This is a genomic window from Actinokineospora xionganensis, assembly GCF_014323725.1.
GTDB lineage: Bacteria > Actinomycetota > Actinomycetes > Mycobacteriales > Pseudonocardiaceae > Actinokineospora > Actinokineospora xionganensis.
On record NZ_JABVED010000009.1, the window covers coordinates 222665 to 238903 of the forward strand.

The following is a 16239-nucleotide window of genomic DNA, read 5'->3' on the forward strand; positions in this document are numbered from 1 at the left end:
CGAATGTCACACCTGGCCGTTCTGGGCGATGCTCAGGGCATGACTTCCTCCAGCGTCCGCGAAGGTGAGGCGTCCCGGATCGCGGGGCCCGATGAGGGCATCTCGCTCGAGGAGTTGCGGCTGGCGGCGCGCAACCACGGGATGCCGTTGGAGGCGCTGCGGTATGACCTGACTCCGCCGGGACTGCACTACGTGCTGGTGCACTACGACATCCCATACGTCGAGCCCGACAGCTACCGGCTGACCGTGGACGGCCGGGTCGGCACGCCGCTGGAGTTCGACCTGGCGACGCTGCGGGCGCGGCCGAAGGTGGAACTGACGGTGACGCTGGAGTGCGCGGGCAACGGGCGGGCCCGGCTGCACCCGCGGCCGGTGAGCCAGCCGTGGCTGGACGAGGCCGTCGGGACCGCTCGGTGGACCGGGACGCCCCTCGTCGATTTGCTGGCCGAGGCGGGGGTCCTTGATGACGCGGTGGATGTCGCGTTCACGGGGCTTGACCATGGCACTGATCGGGGGGTCGAGCAGGACTACCAGCGGGGGCTGTCGTTGGGGGACGCGGTGGGGCGGGACGTGCTGGTCGCCTACGAGATGAACGGGCAGCCGCTGCCGCCGCAGCATGGTGCGCCGGTGCGGCTGGTGGTGCCGGGGTGGTACGGGATGGCGAGCGTGAAGTGGCTGCGGCGGATCACCGTGCTGGACCACGAGTTCACGGGATTCCAGAACTCCACGGCGTACCGGATCAAGCACGACACCGACGAGGAGGGCGAGCCCGTCACCCGCATCCGGCCGCGCGCCTTGGTCGTGCCGCCAGGCTTCCCCGACTTCATGACCCGAAGGCGGATCGTCGACGCCGGGCCGGTCGAGCTCTTCGGCCGGGCGTGGAGTGGTCGGGACACGGTTTCCGCGGTCGAGGTCAGCGTCGATGGCGGTCGGACTTGGGGGGCCGCGGTGTTGGGCGCGCAGGTGGGAAAGCACGCGTGGCGGGCTTGGACCTTCCGCTGGTCAGCCGTCCGTGGCGAGGCCGAACTGCTGGTGCGGGCGGTTGACCGGCACGGCACGCAGCCGGTGGAGCAACCGTGGAACGTGCAGGGGATGGCCAACAACATGGCTCAGCGGGTTTTGGTGACTGTCCGCTGAACCCCGGCAGGCAAGCGCCTGCCGGGGCTCTGGGGCGATTCCCTAAATAGCTCGCTCAGGTTCTATGTCGACGCGCCTGACGTTTGCGCCCAGGCGTTGCATGTTCTCCACGAACATGGGGTAGCCGCGGTCGATGTGGAAGACGTCCCACACCTCTGTCACGCCTTCCGCACAAAGGCCGGCAAGGACCAGGCCCACCCCCGCGCGGATGTCCGAGGCCCACACCGGTGCGCTGGACAGACGTTCCACGCCCCGGATCACGGCGTGGTGGCCGTCGGTGCGGGCGTCCGCGCCGAGGCGGACCATTTCCTCCACGAAGCGGAAGCGGGCCTCGAACAGGTTCTCCGTGATCATCGACGTCCCGTCCGCGATGGCGGTCAGCGCGATGGCGAAGGGTTGCAGGTCGGTGGCGAAACCCGGGTAGGGCAGCGTCACGAAGTCGACCGCGGTGGGGCGGTCGTGCTGCACCACGCGGAAACCGTCTTCGTAGATGGTGATTTCCGAGCCCGCGCTGCGGAGCTTCTCCAGGACCAGGTCCAGGTGGTGCGGATTGACGCCCTTGACCGTGATGTCGCCCCGGGTCATCGCCGCGGCGAAGGCCCAGGTGGCGCCCACGATCCGGTCGCCGACAACGCGGTGTTCGGTGGGCCGCAGGGACTCGACGCCGTGGACCGTCAGCGTTGACGTGCCCGCGCCCTCCACCTTCGCGCCCATCTGCTGCAGCATCAGGCACAGGTCGATGATCTCCGGCTCCCGCGCCGCGTTGTCGATCACCGTGACCCCGTCGGCCAGCACCGCTGCCATCAGGATGTTCTCGGTGGCGCCCACGCTCGGGAAGTCCAGCCAGATCTGCGCACCGTGCAGGCCCTCGGCCTCGGCCACGACACAGCCGTGCTCGATCTCGCTGGTCGCGCCGAGCGAGCGCAGGCCGTTCTGGTGCATGTCGAGTGGCCGCGAGCCGATCGCGTCGCCGCCGGGGAGGGCGACGACAGCGCGCTTGCACCGGCCGACGAGCGGGCCCAGCACGCAGACCGACGCCCGCAGCTTGCCCATCGACGGCGAGTCGGCCCGGTAGTTGAGCTCCGCGGGGGTGGTGATCACCGCGCGGTCGCCCTCCAGGGTCACCTCGCAGCCCAGGCTGCGCAGGACATCGGCCATCAGGGGGACGTCGAGGATCTCCGGGCAGTTGGTCAGGGTGGTCGTGCCCTCGGCCAGCAGCGCCGCCGCCATCAGCTTGAGCACACTGTTCTTGGCGCCGACAACCGCGACGTCGCCGACGAGCCGCGCGCCGCCATGGACCTGGAAGTGCTCTGTCACGCGGGCAATGATGCCCCTACCGAACCCGCTCACCCCAGTCGGGTGCGCGTGCGGGTAATAGGCTGACGACATGTCGGTTCACATCACACGGGTCTATACCAAGGTCGGCGACAAAGGCACGACCGCACTCGGCGACGGTTCGCGGGTGCCGAAGACATCGGTCCGGCTCGCCGCCTACGCCGACGTGGACGAGGCCAACTCCTCGATCGGGGTCGCCATCGCCCTGGGCGGGCTGACCGACGAGGTCGCCGACGTCCTGCGCGGCATCCAGAACGACCTGTTCGACGTCGGCGCCGACCTGTGCGCCCCGATCGTCCCGGACCCGCCGTACCCGCCGCTGCGGATCACCGAGGCATACGTGACCAGGCTCGAAGGCTGGATCGACGACTTCAACGACCGCCTGGAGAAGCTCAACAGCTTCATCCTCCCCGGTGGCACCCCCGGCGCGGCCCTGCTGCACGTCGCCCGCACCGTCGCGCGGCGGGCCGAGCGCAACGCCTGGGCGCTGATCGAGGACGACGCCGAGCGGACGAACATCCTGGCGGCGAAGTACCTCAACCGGCTGTCCGACCTGCTGTTCGTGCTGGCCCGCATCGCCAACCCGGACGGCGACGTGCTGTGGAAGCCCGGGGCCAACGGCTGAGGAGCCAGCCCGCCTCCCCGAAACTGCATCCGCATCCAGGGCGACGCGAGCGGCTACTACCGGTTCGCCTGCCCGCTCATGGCGCCGATGGTGCGCGGCAACATCCGCAAGGACCTGCGCGATCTGGCGAACAAGGTCTCCGGATAGCCAAGCGGTCGCGCGGCTAACGTCGAGGGCCTCCGGTGCGAGAATGACCATGTCCGGGCAGGCTGAGTTCATCCTTGGGGGTTCCGGTGTCCGCACGGAACCTCGGCCCTCCACTCGTGATCGCCGCCGCCATGGGCTTCGCCGCGGCCGCCATCGCGCTCTCGGCTCCGATCGCGCACCAGAGATGGACCGACGTGGCGCTGCACGGCTTCGGCGTGGTCGCCATCGCCATCGGCGCCCGGATCTGGTCGCGCGCGTCCCGGCCGCGCATCGGCGCGCTCATCGTCCTCACGGGATCCGCCTTCCATCTGGGTGACCTCCGGGCCGTCGAAACCGAGCCCTGGTTCGCCATCGGTTTCTGCCTGGCCTATCTGTGGACCGCTGTCCTCGCGCACCTCGCCTTGGCCCTGCCGAACGGGCGGGTGGGGTCGACGGGGGCCCGAGCGCTCGTCGTCGTGTCCTATGCGGGCGCCGTCGGCACCCAGGTCGCGCGATACCTCATCGACTCCCCTGTGCCGCCGTGGTGGTGGAACCACAATCCTGGACCGAACACGGCGATGGCGGTCGCGGGCAGTGCGACCTACGTGGTCGTGACCGCCGCGACACTGGCCGTGGTCGTCCGCCGCTGGGTCTCGGCCACCAGCCTGCGCCGCAGGCACGGCGCCGCGCAGTGGGGCATGGTCCTGCTGCTGGGGACCGGCGGGATCTGCACCGCCTCCGTCGCCGCGTCCGGCGCTTCTTCCGGCACTCGTACCGGGTCGCTGTTCGTGGCCTGCGCCTTGCTCGTCGGCGCGGTCCCCCTCGCGATGGCGGCTCGCAGGCTGCACCTCGAGCTGGCCTGCGCGCGGGCGGCGCGGACCGTGCTCGACCGGTCCGGCGCGCACCAGCCGGTCATGCTGCAGCGCGCGCTGGCCGACGCGGTCGGTGATCCGACGCTCGTGCTGCACTACGCCGACCGCGGCGGCTCATTCGTCGACGTGCACGGCGCGCCCGTGACACCGGGCCCCTCGCCGGGAAGGGCCGCCACGCGGGTGCACCGGGACGGAGCGCTGGTCGCGGTCGTGGAGCACGACGAAACCCTGGTCGAGCAACGCCGAGTGGTGGACGTGGTCCTCGACATCGCGGGTCTGGCGATCGGCAACGCGGCCGCCACACGCCAGATCCCGGACGCGGCGTTCGCCGAACGGCACCGCATCCAGCGCGACCTGCACGACGGCCCGCAGCAACAGCTGTTCGGGGCGATGCTGCTGCTCGACATGGCCCGGAGCGGCTCGATCCCGGTCGACGGCGCGCTGCACCGGGCGCACCAGCTGATCGGTCAGGCGGTCGCCGCTCTGCGCGAGCTCACCCAGGGCATCTACCCGGAGACTCTGGTCGAGCACGGGCTCGCCGCGGCGGTGGCTCAGCTGGGCGCGCTCTCGCCGATCCCCGTTGTGGCCGACATCCCCGTGGACCGCTGGTCCCCCGACGTTGAGCTGACCGCGTACTTCCTGGTCACCGAAGCCGTCGCGAACGTCTACAAGCACGCGAGCGCGTCCGCGGTCGTGGTCACCGTTCGGGAGGACGACGGCACGCTGGTATTGGAGGTCCGTGACGACGGCGCGGGCGGCAATGGTGAGCCGCGGGCCCTGCGCCTGCGGGCGGCGTCCGTCGGCGGGTCGGTGGCCGTGTCGAGTCAGTCCGGGCGGGGCACCACGGTGTCGGCTCGACTGCCGATCGGGGCGCCATGCGGGTCGTGATCGTCGAGGACCACCTGTTGCTGCGGGACATCCTCACCGAGGGTCTGCGCGGTCGCGGTGTGCGCGTGATCGGCGCGGCGGCCGACGTCGAGTCCGCCGCCCGCCTGGTCTACGCCGATCCTCCCGACGTGGTCTTGCTCGACATCCGACTGCCGCCACACCAACGCGACGAAGGGCTGTGTCTGGCCGAACTGGTGCGGAGCAGGCATCCGGAGGTGGGGCTGCTGGTCCTGTCCTCCCAAGGTGAGGTCTCCTTCGCACAGCGGCTGCTCGGGATGCCGGGCGAGTCTCGGGCACTTGGCTACCTGCTCAAAGAACGCGTCGGCGACCTCGACGAACTCGTCGACGCGCTGCACCGGGTCACGGCGGGCGACGTGGTGATCGATCGCGAGCTGATCCGCGCGTTGATGACCGGACCGCGACCGAAGGACCCGCTCGACCTGCTGAGCCCGCACGAGCGGCGAGTGCTGTCGCTCGTCGCGCAGGGACGGTCGAATCTGGGGATCGCCCAGCACATGGCCTGCCAGGTCGGCACCGTGGAGAAACATCTGTCGGTGATCACGGCGAAACTCGGCCTCGGGTCGCTTGGCGAGGTGGACCGGCGCGGCGTCAACATCCGGGTCCTGGCGACGCTGGCGTTCCTGCGCGGCACCGGCGACCTGGCCCGCTGAGCGCCACCGGGTTTTCCAACCTTCGCGCCAGAGGTTCCCCCGTCCCCGGCACCGGCCGGACGCGCCAGTGTGGTGGCCAGTCCACAGGGAGGAACCCATGAAGCTCACCACCATCGGTCGTCGAACACGGGTGGCCGTCGCCGCCGCCGTCATCCTGCTCACCGCGACCTTCACCGCGACCGGCGCCGCCGCGGACCCGATCGGCAGCTGCGCCACCATCACCAAGTTCACGATGACGTTCAGAACCGGCGGCGACGACCTGCGCTACAACTCCGAACTCCTGGTGTCGATCAAGGTGCCGCACTTGACGCAGCCGCTCCCGCTGCGATCGGTCTTCGGGCAGTTCCCGAACAACAGCACGGTGGTGAAGGTCGACATCCCCTTCGCGACGACGGGGCAGACGGTCAATTCGTGCCACATCCGGGCCCAGCACCTGACCCTGATCTCGCACTCAGCCTGGTTCGAGGGGCCGGACAACTGGGATATGAACAGCTTCTCCATCGTGGGCTACACCAGCTCCGGGGTCGCCAAGTACCAGCACAGCTCCGGCACGGGCTCGCCGTGGTTCCGGTTCAGCCAGAGCAAACCGACGCTGGTCGTGCACGACTGGCTCTGACGCGACACCGGGAGGCCATCGCGTGATCCCAGGGTGTTCGGACACCGTCCGACGTATCAGGAGTAGCGATGGCTCTTGGCGGCGTGCCCGTGCTCGCGGGTGCAGGTGCGTCCGCTGATCGCCCGATGGCCGCAGAGCGCTGCCTCCGGCTCGCGGTCCACCTCGACCACCTCGACCACCGGGGCGTCCGCGGAGACCCGAGCCGGTTTGGCAGGCGGCTGCGCCGTCGGTGCGATCACCGGCTTGGTTTCGCGTTGGGACCGCTGTGCATAGCGCGCCTCGCGCAGGGCGCGAAGGGCGTCCGTCTTGCTCATCGTGGGCTCACCCCCAAGAGCCTATGGGTTCATGCCGACAAATTCCGGCCCAGGCGCGGCTGAGCGGTCAGCGGCGCTTCGGAATCGGGATTCTGGCCAGGTCCGTGGCCACCACGATCTCGCCGTCGAACTCCGCCGCGGCTTCCTCGTGGAACAGGCTCAGATCGTCATAGCGCTGCGAGAAGTGGGTCAGCACCAGCGTCCGCACACCACTCTCCCGCGCGACCCGGGCCGCCTGCCGGGCCGTCAGGTGGGCATGTTCCTCAGCCAGCGCCGCGTCCGTGTGCAGGTAGGTCGACTCGATCACGAGCATGTCCGCGGCCTCCGCCAGCTCGTACACCGAGTCGCAGAGGCGGGTGTCCATCACGAAGGCGAACCGCTGCCCCGGTTTCGGCTCGCTGACCCGCTCCAGCAGCTCCCCACCTTCGCGCTGCACTGCGCCGACGGCCGGACCGGTGATGCCCAGCTCGGCCAGCTTCTCCGGCAGCAGCCGGCGGGAATCGGGCTCACGCAGCTGGTAGCCGAAGGTCTCGATGCGGTGGTCGAGCCTGCGGGCGCGCAGTTCGCCGAACCGGCCGGTCGCGATGACGCCTTCGGCCACCACCGGCTCCTCACGGACCCGCGCGACCTCATAGAACGAGCTCGCGCGCCGCAGGTTGCCGAAGAACTCGGCACCGGAGGCCGGGTAGTGGGCGACGACTTCGCGGGCGACGCCGTCGAGGGAAAGGCGCTGCACGATGCCGGGGACGCCCAGGCAGTGGTCGCCGTGGAAGTGGGTCACGCACAGCCGGGTGATCGCGCTGACGGACACTCCGGCCAGCGCCATCTGCCGCTGCGTGCCCTCGCCCGGGTCGAAGAGGAAGACGTCGTCGTCCCAGCGCAGGAAGTAGCCGTTGTGGTTGCGGGCGCGAATCGGCACCTGACTCGCGGTCCCGAGGACGACGAGTTCACGCATGGACAAGCTAGGACGCCCAGGGCAGCCGATGGCCGGGCGGTGCGCTTTCCAGCCACGACAGGAAGCCGGTGAGCACGTCCGGGCCCATCGCGACCTCGACCCCGGGGGCCGCGCCGCCGTTGGCGTACTCGAAGCGCAGGACACGCGATCCAGCGGGCATGTTCGGGGTCTCGCCGCGTTCGGGCTCACGGCGGTGCACGATCTCCAGGCCGTCGCGGCGCAGGACCCGGTCGGGGCCCTTGCGCAGGCTCAGCGCGCGGAACCAGGCGAACTCGTCGCCCTGGTAGCGGCCGACACCAAGGTGCCAGCCCTTGCCGGTGTCGTCGATGCGGGTGCGCAGGGCGACGTGAACGCCGCCCGCGCGAAGAAGGCGCAGGCGGCGCAGGACCAGCAAGACGAGGAAGGCGAACACGGCGGCGAGGACCAGCACGACCACATCGCTGATGTCCATCGGCCGCCCCCGCCCCCTACGCCGACATCAGGAAGACTGCTCGGCGGCGCGCACGCGGGCGGCTGCTCTCGCGCGCTCCTCGGCGTCCTCTGCGTCGAGTCCGGAACGGGCCTGGGCCACGTCGATCTCGCCCGCGAGCTCGGCGGACTCGGCCAGGATGCTCACCGAGTCGCCCGTGACCGAGAGGAAGCCACCATGCACCGCGGCCACGACCGCTTCGCCTTCGGTGGTGATGACCTTGACCACGCCACCCTCGACCAGCTGGCCGAGCACGGGCTCGTGACCAGGCATGATGCCGATCTCACCCTCGGTGGTCTGCGCGCTGACGAACGAGCCGGTACCCGACCACAGGCGTCGTTCCACGGCGACCAGCTGGACGGACATCTCAGCCACGCTTATCTCCTTAGACTCACGGTTCTTGGGCAGTCTAGATGGTCGGTCGGCAACCTCCCCAGCCAGGCCGGTGTCACTCTTTGCATGAGCCACTCCAATCACAGGCGGTGACCGACATCGAGGACACCGACTTCACCGAGTTCGTGACGCACCGCTCGACGTCCCTGCTGCGCACGGCCTACCTGCTCTGCGGCGGCGACCGCGGCGCGGCGGAAGACCTGCTCCAGGACGTGCTCGAACGCGTCTACGCCCGGCGCAAGCGCGTCAAGGGCAACCCGGAGCCCTACGTCCGGGCGGCGCTGGCCAACGCCTCGGCCAACCGCTGGCGCCACCGGTCGCGCCGGGTGACCGAGACGACGTTGGAGCACGTCGCCGAACCGGGCGTGCGCGGCCATGAGGGCAGCGTCGCCGACCGCGACCAGATCGCCCGGGCGCTGGGGGCGCTCCCGCCCCGAATGCGGGCCGTGCTGGTCCTGCGCTACTTCGACGACCTGTCCGAAGCCGACACCGCCGCCGCACTCGGGTGCGGCACCGGGACCGTCAAGAGCCAGACCTCGCGCGGCCTCGACCGCCTGCGCGCCCTGCTGGCCGAACCCGCGACGAAAGGATGAGCATGAACACCGACGACCTCACCCGCGCGTTGCGGGACGCCACCGACGACATCGAGCCCCGCAGGAGTTTCACCACCGACGTGGTGCGCGGCGGCAGGCGCAGGCAGTTCCGCCGCCGCATGGCGGTCACCGGCACCCTCGCCGTCGTGATGGCCGCGGGCGTCGTGGTCTCCGTGGCGCCGTGGGCGCCGACACCGCCGGCGATCACCGCCGCCGCCCCGAACCCCATGCTGACCGCGGCGACCCGCGGCGACCTGGCAGGCGACGCCGACCTCCTGAGTGACGCGAAGGCGGCGTTCACCAAAGGCATGGCGGCGGCGCCGGGAGCCGACCAGCCCGGAAACGCGCTGATCGGCGAACCCCGCGTGTACTGGGCCGGGACCACGCCCGCGGGCAAGGTCGCCATCGTCGTGCAGCAACGGGAGTCGGAGAAAGGGAACATGACCGATGTCGACGGCACCGTCGTCGATCTCAGCACTGTTCAGCGGATCGTGATCGGGCTGGTCGCGGGCGACCAGGCCACTGACCGGGCCACCCTGGTGAACAGTGCCTGGTCGTCGAACCTCGGCGGCTCAGGGGCCGAAAGGCTCGCGTTCCTGTTCGGCCCGAGCGACCGGTACTCGATCGCGTTCAGCGGCGGCCCGCCGCTGCACGTGTCTCCCGAGTGGAAGATCGGAGACGACGGCCGCGGCATCCGCGAGTGGATGGCGATGAAGGACCTGGACGGGATTTCGTTCCACGAGTTCCCACGATCGGTGCGCGGTGCCGACGTCCGAGTCGTTCGGGCGAAGGACCCCGCGACCGCGGGCTATCCCGGGGCCTTGATCACCCTGCCTGCCTCTCTCTACGCGGAGGGCTTCGACCGGCAGAGCAAGCCGATCCCCGTCCGCACGATGGACTGGCCGCAGGACCAGCCGCTGCGCGCGGGTGGGGCCAAGGCCGCTGCGCTGACCGACGCCCTGGATGTGGGAAGCGAGTTGCAGGCGGCGGGTTACGGCGATCCGTTGGCCCGAGTGGGCGTGACCGGGTTCGAAGTGATCGCCGATCTGCCGGACGGCGGGAGCGTCGTGGGCATCGAGTACGTGCCCAACGACACCGGCAGCAGGCTCTACCTCGGCTACCGCGACGCGGCGGGCAAGGTGACGAAGTGGGCCTACGGCGGCCCGCTGAACGCGGCGGAGCCACTGCCCGTGAACGTGAGGTTGGAGAACGGCCAGGGCACGCTCGTCGCTGCCCGCGGAGCGGTCCTGCGCTACCGCGTCGACGGGGACTGGATCGACGCGGGCAAGGACGCCGCGCTGCTCCCCGCGAACGCCACCCAAGTCGAGGTGACCAGGGACGGCACGCCGCCGCTGTTCGTCACCCTGTAGGAACAGCGAAAGGGCCGGTATCCGCAATGGATACCGGCCCTTTCGTCGTGCTTGGCGGCAGTTACTTCTTCTTGCCGGTGAGCTCGTGGTACTTGCGCTCCAGGTCGTCCAGGCCACCGATCGAGAGGAAGGCCTGCTCCGGAACGTGGTCGTACTCGCCCTTCGCGACCTTGTCGAAGGCCTCGATGGTGTCGGCGAGCTTGACGAACGAGCCGACCTCGCCGGTGAACTTCTCCGCGACGAAGAAGTTCTGCGAGAGGAAACGCTCGATGCGACGGGCGCGGTTGACCGTCACCTTGTCCTCTTCGGACAGCTCGTCCATACCGAGGATCGCGATGATGTCCTGCAGTTCCTTGTACTTCTGCAGGATCCGCTTGACCTCCTGCGCCACCCGGTAGTGCTCGTCGCCCACGATGGACGGGTCGAGGATTCGGGAGGACGAGGTCAGCGGGTCGACCGCCGGGTAGATGCCCTTCTGGGAGATCGGACGGGAAAGCTCCGTCGTCGCGTCCAGGTGGGCGAAGGTCGTCGCCGGGGCCGGGTCGGTGTAGTCGTCCGCGGGGACGTAGATCGCCTGCAGCGAGGTGATCGAGCGACCACGGGTCGAGGTGATGCGCTCCTGCAGCTCACCCATCTCGTCGGCCAGCGTCGGCTGGTAACCCACGGCCGAAGGCATACGACCCAGCAGGGTCGAGACCTCGGAACCGGCCTGGGTGAACCGGAAGATGTTGTCGATGAAGAGCAGCACGTCCTGCTTCTGCACATCGCGGAAGTACTCCGCCATGGTCAGGGCCGACAGGGCGACGCGCATACGGGTGCCCGGGGGCTCGTCCATCTGACCGAAGACGAGCGCGGTGTCCGGGAGAACGCCCATCTCTTCCATTTCCAGGAAGAGGTCGGTGCCCTCACGAGTGCGCTCGCCGACACCGGCGAACACCGACGTACCACCGAAGTTGCGGGCGATACGGGTGATCATCTCCTGGATGAGCACCGTCTTGCCGACACCGGCACCACCGAACAGACCGATCTTGCCACCCTCGACGTACGGGGTGAGCAGGTCCAGGACCTTGACGCCGGTCTCCAGCATCTTGGTCTTGCCCTCGAGCTGGTCGAAGGCCGGGGGCCGACGGTGGATGCGCCAGCGCTCGGCGTCCGCGGCGTGGCCCGGCTTGTCGAGGCACTCACCCAGGGCGTTGAACACGTGGCCCTTGACGACGTCGCCGACGGGCACCGAGATGCCCTCGCCGGTGTCGAGCACCGGGGCGCCACGCACGAGGCCGTCCTGCGGCGCCATCGAGATGCAGCGCACCAGGTTGTCGCCGAGGTGCTGGGCGACCTCGAGGGTGATGGTCTTCTTCATCGACTCGAGGGCGACGTCGACCTTGAGCGCGTTGAAGAGCTCCGGCACGGAGTCCCGGGGGAACTCCACGTCAACGACGGGGCCGATCACCCGGACGACGCGACCGGTCGCGGTCTTGGGTTCCTGAATGGCGGTCATTAGTCATCACTTCCTGCGGCAGCGGCGAGCGCTTCCACGCCACCGACGATCTCGCTGATCTCCTGGGTGATCTGCGCCTGGCGAACCTGATTGGCCACTCGCGTGAAGCTCTTGACCAATTCGTCGGCGTTGTCGGTCGCCGCCTTCATCGCCGTGCGTCGAGCGGCGGACTCGGAAGCCGCCGACTCGAGCAGTGCCGCGTAGATCCGGGTGTTGATGTACTTCGGCAGCAGATTGCCGAGCAGCGTTTCCGCGCTCGGTTCGAAAGCGTACGCCGACTTCAGCTCGGCCCTGGCCGCGGCGGCCTCCTCCTCGGAGGAGTACTCCACCTCCAGCGGGGCGACCCGCTTGGCTACCGGGCGCTGCGTGAGCATCGAGACGAACTCGGTGTAGACGACGTGCAGCTCGTCGACACCGAGGATGCCGTCGGCGCCCGCGTTGTCACCGTCATCGTCGGCGCCCGCGAGGAACGCGTCGATGAGCGTCTGACCGGCTTCGGCCGCGTTGACGTAGCTCGGCTTCTCGGAGAAGCCGGACCAGCTCTGCGCGACCGGGCGCTGGCGGAACCGGTAGAAGTTCAGTCCCTTGCGGCCGATCACGAAGAGCACCGGGGTCTTGCCCTGCTCGCGCAGCAGCGCCTGCAGTTCCTCGGCCGCCTTGATGGCGTTGGCGTTGTAACCGCCGCACAGGCCGCGGTCGCTGGTGATCAGCAGCACGCCCGCCCGCTTGGCGTTCGTGCGCTCGACCAACAGCGGCGAGTCCAGGTTGGCCGCCGCGCCCGCGAGGGCGGTCAGCACATGCGTGATCTCGTCCGCGTACGGCTTGGACTGCGCGACCCGGGCCTGCGCCTTGCTGATGCGCGAGGTCGCGATCAGCTCCTGTGCCTTGAAGATCTTCTTGAAGGACTGGGCAGACTTGATCCGCTGTCGGATTTCCCGAAGTTGCGCCATGGCTTACCCGGTCACTTCTTCGGGGCGGTCTTGGCGACCTTGATGGTCTCCTGGCCGACCGCGGCCGCGTCCATGGCCTCGGCCTCGGCGTCCTTCACCACGACCGACGAGCCGTCGGAGGCGGTGAAGTTCTCCTTGAAGGCCTCGACCGCGTTGACCAGGCGCTCCTCGTTGTCGTCCGAGAGAACCTTGTTCACCCGGATCTCCTCGAGGATGCCCTCGTGGCGGTGGCGCAGGTTCTCCAGCAGCTCCGACTCGAAGCGGCGCACGTCGGCGACCGGAACGGAGTCGAGGTAGCCCTTGGTGCCGATGTAGATCGACACGACCTGCTCCTCGACCGCCATCGGCGAGAACTGGCCCTGCTTGAGCAGCTCCATCATCCGGGTGCCGCGGGCGAGCTGGGCCTTGGAGGTGGCGTCGAGGTCGGAGGCGAAGGCGGCGAACGCCTCCAGCTCGCGGTACTGCGCCAGCTCCAGACGCAAGGTGCCGGAGATCTTCTTCATCGCCTTGGTCTGGGCGGCGCCACCGACACGGGAGACCGAGGTACCCACGTTGATGGCGGGGCGCTGACCGGAGTTGAAGAGGTCGGACTCCAGGAAGCACTGGCCGTCGGTGATCGAGATTACGTTGGTGGGGATGTAGGCCGAGATGTCGTTGGCCTTCGTCTCGATGATCGGCAGACCGGTCATCGAGCCACCGCCGAGGTCGTCGGACAGCTTCGCGCAGCGCTCCAGCAGGCGGGAGTGCAAGTAGAAGACGTCGCCCGGGTAGGCCTCACGGCCCGGCGGACGGCGCAGCAGCAGCGAGATGGCGCGGTAGGCCTCGGCCTGCTTGGTCAGGTCGTCGAAGATGATCAGGACGTGCTTGCCCTGGTACATCCAGTGCTGACCCAGCGCGGAGCCGGTGTAGGGCGCGAGCCACTTGAAGCCCGCCGAGTCGGACGCGGGAGCGGCCACGATGGTGGTGTACTCCAGCGCGCCCGCCTCCTCCAGCGCGGTCTTGACGCCCGCGATGGTGGAGCCCTTCTGACCGATGGCGACGTAGATGCAGCGGACCTGCTGCTTCGGGTCGCCGGTCTCCCAGGCCTTCTTCTGGTTGATGATGGTGTCGACGCAGACCGTGGTCTTGCCGGTCTTGCGGTCACCGATGATCAGCTGGCGCTGGCCGCGGCCGATCGGAGTCATCGAGTCGACGGCCTTGAGGCCGGTCTGCAGCGGCTCCTCGACCGGCTGGCGCTGCACGACCGTGGCGGCCTGCAGCTCCAGGGGACGCTGGTCCTCGGCGACGATCTCGCCGAGACCGTCGATCGGGGCGCCCAGGGGGTCGATGACGCGACCCAGGAAGGCGTCGCCGACCGGGACGGACAGGACGCGTCCGGTCCGCTTGACCTCCTGGCCTTCCTCGATCTTGTCGTACTCACCGAGGATCGCGGCACCGATTTCACGCGCGTCCAGGTTCAGCGCGACGCCGAGCACCCCGCCCGCGAACTCCAGCAGCTCGTTGGCCATGGCCGAGGGCAGGCCCTCGACGTGGGCGATGCCGTCGCCGGTGTCGGAAACCGTTCCGACCTCTTCCCGGTTGACGTCCGGGGAGTAGCTGGAGACGTAGTTTTCGATCGCACTGCGGATCTCGTCCGACGAGATCGTCAGCTCCGCCATGTCGTTCCTGCTCTCGCTTCGTTTCTTTGTGGAAAGTTCTAGGGGGTGCTCAGCCGGCGAGCCTGCGCCGGAGCGCTTCAAGCCTGCCAGCTGTGGAGCCGTCGATGACCTCGTCGCCGACCTTGACGACCAGTCCGCCGCCGAGCGACTCGTCGACCTCGACGTGCAGGCCGATCGGGCGGCCGTAGATCCGCTGCAGGGACGCGGTGAGGCGCTCCTGCTGCTCGGCCGACAGCGGCCCGGCGGAGATCACGTGCGCCACCGAGCGCTCGCGCCGCTTGGCCGCCTCGCTCGCGAGGCTCTCCAGACCCTCGACGACCGTGCGGCCGCGGGGCTGGCCGACCAGGTTCGCGACCAGGGTCGCGGTGGTCGGGTCGACCTTGCCGTCGATCAGCCCGTTGATCAGGCTGAGCTTGCCTTCGACGGACGCGGTCCGGTCGGACAGCGCCTGCTCCAGCTCGGTCTGGTCGGCGATGATGCGGCCGAGGCGGAACAGCTCGTCCTCGACCGCGTCCAGGCGCCCGTCGCGCTCGGCCCGCACCAGCAGCGCGGTCGTCGCCAGCGACTCGATGCCGTCGACGAGTTCCCGCGGGCTGGACCAGCGGGCACTGACGGCCGCGATGGTCACCTGCAGGGTGTCGTCGGCGACCTTGCCGCCGAGCAGGTCCCGGACCAGCCGCTCACGGGCGGCCGGGTCGGTCGAGGAGTCGGCCAGCGTGCGACGCAGGCCGATCTCCCGGTCGAGCAACCCGGCGACCGCGAACAGCTCCTCGCCCAGGGGGCCGGCGGCGGCTGCGGCGGCGCCCTCCACGACGTCAAGCAACTTCAGCTCGACGGCGGCGAGAGCTTCCCGGCTCGCGGCTTGGAATGTCATCTCAGGCGTCCCCTAGTTCTTCGCGGGCGCCGAGACGGCGTCGAGCTCGGAGAGGAAACGGTCGACGGTGCCGCGGCGCCGCGTCTCGTCCTCAAGCGACTCGCCCACCACTCGGCTGGCCAGCTCGACGGCGTGGCGTCCCAGGTCGGCGCGCAGCTCGGCGACGATCTGCGCGCGCTGCGCCTCGAGCTGAGCCGTGCCCTGAGCCACGATGCGGGCGGACTCGGCCTGGGCCTGGGCGCGCAGCTCTTCCTTGATCTGCTCCGCCTCGGCGCGGGCGTCATCCCGGATCCGGGCCGACTCGGCCCGAGCCTCGGCGAGCTGCGCCTTGTACTGCTGCAGCGCCTGCTCGGCCTCGGCCTGAGCCTGCTCCGCCTTCTCGATGCCGCCTTCGATCTTGGCCGTGCGCTCCGCGTACAGCTTCTCGAACCTGGGCGCGACGAACTTCGAGATCACGAACAGCAGCAGCAGGAAGGCCACCAGACCGAGGATGACCTCGGACAGGTGCGGCATGACCGGATCCGGCTGCTCCTCGGCAGCCAGATTCAACAGTGCGTTCACCACGACGTCTCCCTAACGAACAAAGGACTGGATCAGCCGGTGATGAAGTAAATGACCATGCCGATCAGGGCGAGCACCTCGACGAGGACGAAGGTCGTCCAGGCGATGCCCATGAGCTTGCTCTGGGCCTCCGGCTGACGGGCGGTGCCGTTGATGACCGCGGCCCAGATCAGACCGACGCCGATGCCGGGGCCGATCGCGCCGAGGCCGTAACCGATCGCGGCGAGACCCGCGTTGATGTTGCTGGCTTCCTGCGCGAGAACCATTGCGCTCACTTGTGTATCCCTTTCGAACTCGGTCCGCGGGTACCCGCGGATCGGGGCTTGGTTTTCCC

The 16239-nt window shown here is 69.4% G+C and carries 18 protein-coding genes; 7 read left to right on the forward strand and 11 right to left on the reverse strand.

Annotated features, from left to right (window positions below):
• The first annotated feature begins 39 nt into the window (after positions 1-39).
• The gene (locus GPZ80_RS17735) at positions 40-1137 is read left to right on the forward strand and encodes a sulfite oxidase (RefSeq protein WP_187221480.1); all 1098 of its coding nucleotides are present in this window, start codon (positions 40-42) and stop codon (positions 1135-1137) included.
• Positions 1138-1179: 42 nt separating this feature from the next.
• Here the strand turns inward: GPZ80_RS17735 and murA are convergent, their stop codons facing one another.
• Entirely contained in the window at positions 1180-2454 is a 1275-nt protein-coding gene (murA, locus tag GPZ80_RS17740; RefSeq protein WP_187221481.1) for a UDP-N-acetylglucosamine 1-carboxyvinyltransferase, read from the reverse strand.
• Between the two features lie 70 nt (positions 2455-2524).
• Between murA and GPZ80_RS17745 the strand changes: the two genes are divergently transcribed.
• The 4 genes from GPZ80_RS17745 to GPZ80_RS17760 all read left to right on the forward strand — a co-directional run bounded on the left by GPZ80_RS17745 (position 2525) and on the right by GPZ80_RS17760 (position 6270).
• Positions 2525-3097 carry a cob(I)yrinic acid a,c-diamide adenosyltransferase gene (locus tag GPZ80_RS17745; RefSeq protein ID WP_187221482.1) on the forward strand — a complete coding sequence of 191 codons (573 nt, stop codon included), beginning with the start codon at positions 2525-2527 and terminating at the stop codon, positions 3095-3097.
• Positions 3098-3330: 233 nt separating this feature from the next.
• Entirely contained in the window at positions 3331-4983 is a 1653-nt protein-coding gene (locus GPZ80_RS33740) for a sensor histidine kinase (protein ID WP_187221483.1), read from the forward strand.
• Positions 4971-5654, forward strand: coding sequence for a response regulator transcription factor (locus GPZ80_RS17755; protein ID WP_187221484.1), 684 nt, complete (start codon positions 4971-4973; stop codon positions 5652-5654). Before GPZ80_RS33740 ends, GPZ80_RS17755 begins: the two co-directional genes overlap by 13 nt.
• A 97-nt stretch (positions 5655-5751) precedes the next feature.
• Positions 5752-6270 (forward strand): hypothetical protein, encoded by a 519-nt coding sequence (locus GPZ80_RS17760; RefSeq protein WP_187221485.1) that lies wholly within the window; start codon positions 5752-5754, stop codon positions 6268-6270.
• Positions 6271-6326: 56 nt separating this feature from the next.
• On the opposite strand, the gene GPZ80_RS17765 is transcribed toward GPZ80_RS17760, so the two are convergent.
• The 4 genes from GPZ80_RS17765 to GPZ80_RS17780 all read right to left on the reverse strand — a co-directional run bounded on the left by GPZ80_RS17765 (position 6327) and on the right by GPZ80_RS17780 (position 8383).
• Positions 6327-6584 carry a hypothetical protein gene (locus GPZ80_RS17765; RefSeq protein ID WP_187221486.1) on the reverse strand — a complete coding sequence of 86 codons (258 nt, stop codon included), beginning with the start codon at positions 6582-6584 and terminating at the stop codon, positions 6327-6329.
• A gap of 67 nt (positions 6585-6651) precedes the next feature.
• Complete coding sequence (locus tag GPZ80_RS17770; RefSeq protein WP_222719445.1) at positions 6652-7545, reverse strand: ribonuclease Z; 894 nt, start codon at positions 7543-7545, stop codon at positions 6652-6654.
• Position 7546: 1 nt separating this feature from the next.
• The gene (locus GPZ80_RS17775; RefSeq protein ID WP_187221488.1) at positions 7547-7990 is read right to left on the reverse strand and encodes a DUF2550 domain-containing protein; all 444 of its coding nucleotides are present in this window, start codon (positions 7988-7990) and stop codon (positions 7547-7549) included.
• 27 nt (positions 7991-8017) lie between these two features.
• Entirely contained in the window at positions 8018-8383 is a 366-nt protein-coding gene (locus GPZ80_RS17780; protein ID WP_187221489.1) for a F0F1 ATP synthase subunit epsilon, read from the reverse strand.
• Positions 8384-8490: 107 nt separating this feature from the next.
• Here GPZ80_RS17780 and GPZ80_RS17785 point away from each other — a divergent pair, with 107 nt between their 5' ends.
• Both GPZ80_RS17785 and GPZ80_RS17790 read left to right on the forward strand, forming a co-directional pair.
• Positions 8491-8994: a SigE family RNA polymerase sigma factor gene (locus GPZ80_RS17785; RefSeq protein WP_187221490.1), complete on the forward strand. Its 504-nt coding sequence runs from the start codon at positions 8491-8493 to the stop codon at positions 8992-8994.
• A gap of 2 nt (positions 8995-8996) precedes the next feature.
• The gene (locus GPZ80_RS17790; RefSeq protein ID WP_187221491.1) at positions 8997-10364 is read left to right on the forward strand and encodes a hypothetical protein; all 1368 of its coding nucleotides are present in this window, start codon (positions 8997-8999) and stop codon (positions 10362-10364) included.
• A gap of 61 nt (positions 10365-10425) precedes the next feature.
• Here GPZ80_RS17790 and atpD read toward each other — a convergent pair whose 3' ends face one another.
• The 6 genes from atpD to GPZ80_RS17820 are packed head-to-tail and all read right to left on the reverse strand — an operon-like array spanning position 10426 to position 16180.
• Positions 10426-11862 (reverse strand): F0F1 ATP synthase subunit beta, encoded by a 1437-nt coding sequence (gene atpD / locus GPZ80_RS17795; RefSeq protein ID WP_187221492.1) that lies wholly within the window; start codon positions 11860-11862, stop codon positions 10426-10428.
• Positions 11862-12812: a F0F1 ATP synthase subunit gamma gene (locus GPZ80_RS17800; protein ID WP_187221493.1), complete on the reverse strand. Its 951-nt coding sequence runs from the start codon at positions 12810-12812 to the stop codon at positions 11862-11864. Before GPZ80_RS17800 ends, atpD begins: the two co-directional genes overlap by 1 nt.
• Positions 12813-12823: 11 nt before the next feature.
• Positions 12824-14470: a F0F1 ATP synthase subunit alpha gene (atpA, locus tag GPZ80_RS17805; protein WP_187221494.1), complete on the reverse strand. Its 1647-nt coding sequence runs from the start codon at positions 14468-14470 to the stop codon at positions 12824-12826.
• A 49-nt stretch (positions 14471-14519) separates the two neighbouring features.
• Entirely contained in the window at positions 14520-15344 is an 825-nt protein-coding gene (locus GPZ80_RS17810) for a F0F1 ATP synthase subunit delta (RefSeq protein ID WP_187221495.1), read from the reverse strand.
• Positions 15345-15356: 12 nt separating this feature from the next.
• Positions 15357-15905, reverse strand: coding sequence for a F0F1 ATP synthase subunit B (locus tag GPZ80_RS17815; protein ID WP_376771690.1), 549 nt, complete (start codon positions 15903-15905; stop codon positions 15357-15359).
• A 32-nt stretch (positions 15906-15937) separates the two neighbouring features.
• Positions 15938-16180 carry an ATP synthase subunit C-like protein gene (locus GPZ80_RS17820; protein WP_312880406.1) on the reverse strand — a complete coding sequence of 81 codons (243 nt, stop codon included), beginning with the start codon at positions 16178-16180 and terminating at the stop codon, positions 15938-15940.
• Positions 16181-16239 lie beyond the last annotated feature (59 nt).

Coding starts and splice junctions, on each gene's coding strand:
- GPZ80_RS17760 (WP_187221485.1), top strand. CDS start 5,752: ATGAAGCTCACCACCATCGGTCGTCGAACACGGGTGGCCGTCGCCGCC.
- GPZ80_RS17765 (WP_187221486.1), bottom strand. CDS start 6,584: ATGAGCAAGACGGACGCCCTTCGCGCCCTGCGCGAGGCGCGCTATGCA.
- GPZ80_RS17735 (WP_187221480.1), top strand. CDS start 40: ATGACTTCCTCCAGCGTCCGCGAAGGTGAGGCGTCCCGGATCGCGGGG.
- GPZ80_RS17800 (WP_187221493.1), bottom strand. CDS start 12,812: ATGGCGCAACTTCGGGAAATCCGACAGCGGATCAAGTCTGCCCAGTCC.
- atpA (WP_187221494.1), bottom strand. CDS start 14,470: ATGGCGGAGCTGACGATCTCGTCGGACGAGATCCGCAGTGCGATCGAA.
- GPZ80_RS17810 (WP_187221495.1), bottom strand. CDS start 15,344: ATGACATTCCAAGCCGCGAGCCGGGAAGCTCTCGCCGCCGTCGAGCTG.
- GPZ80_RS17790 (WP_187221491.1), top strand. CDS start 8,997: ATGAACACCGACGACCTCACCCGCGCGTTGCGGGACGCCACCGACGAC.
- GPZ80_RS17755 (WP_187221484.1), top strand. CDS start 4,971: ATGCGGGTCGTGATCGTCGAGGACCACCTGTTGCTGCGGGACATCCTC.
- GPZ80_RS17775 (WP_187221488.1), bottom strand. CDS start 7,990: ATGGACATCAGCGATGTGGTCGTGCTGGTCCTCGCCGCCGTGTTCGCC.
- GPZ80_RS17745 (WP_187221482.1), top strand. CDS start 2,525: ATGTCGGTTCACATCACACGGGTCTATACCAAGGTCGGCGACAAAGGC.
- atpD (WP_187221492.1), bottom strand. CDS start 11,862: ATGACCGCCATTCAGGAACCCAAGACCGCGACCGGTCGCGTCGTCCGG.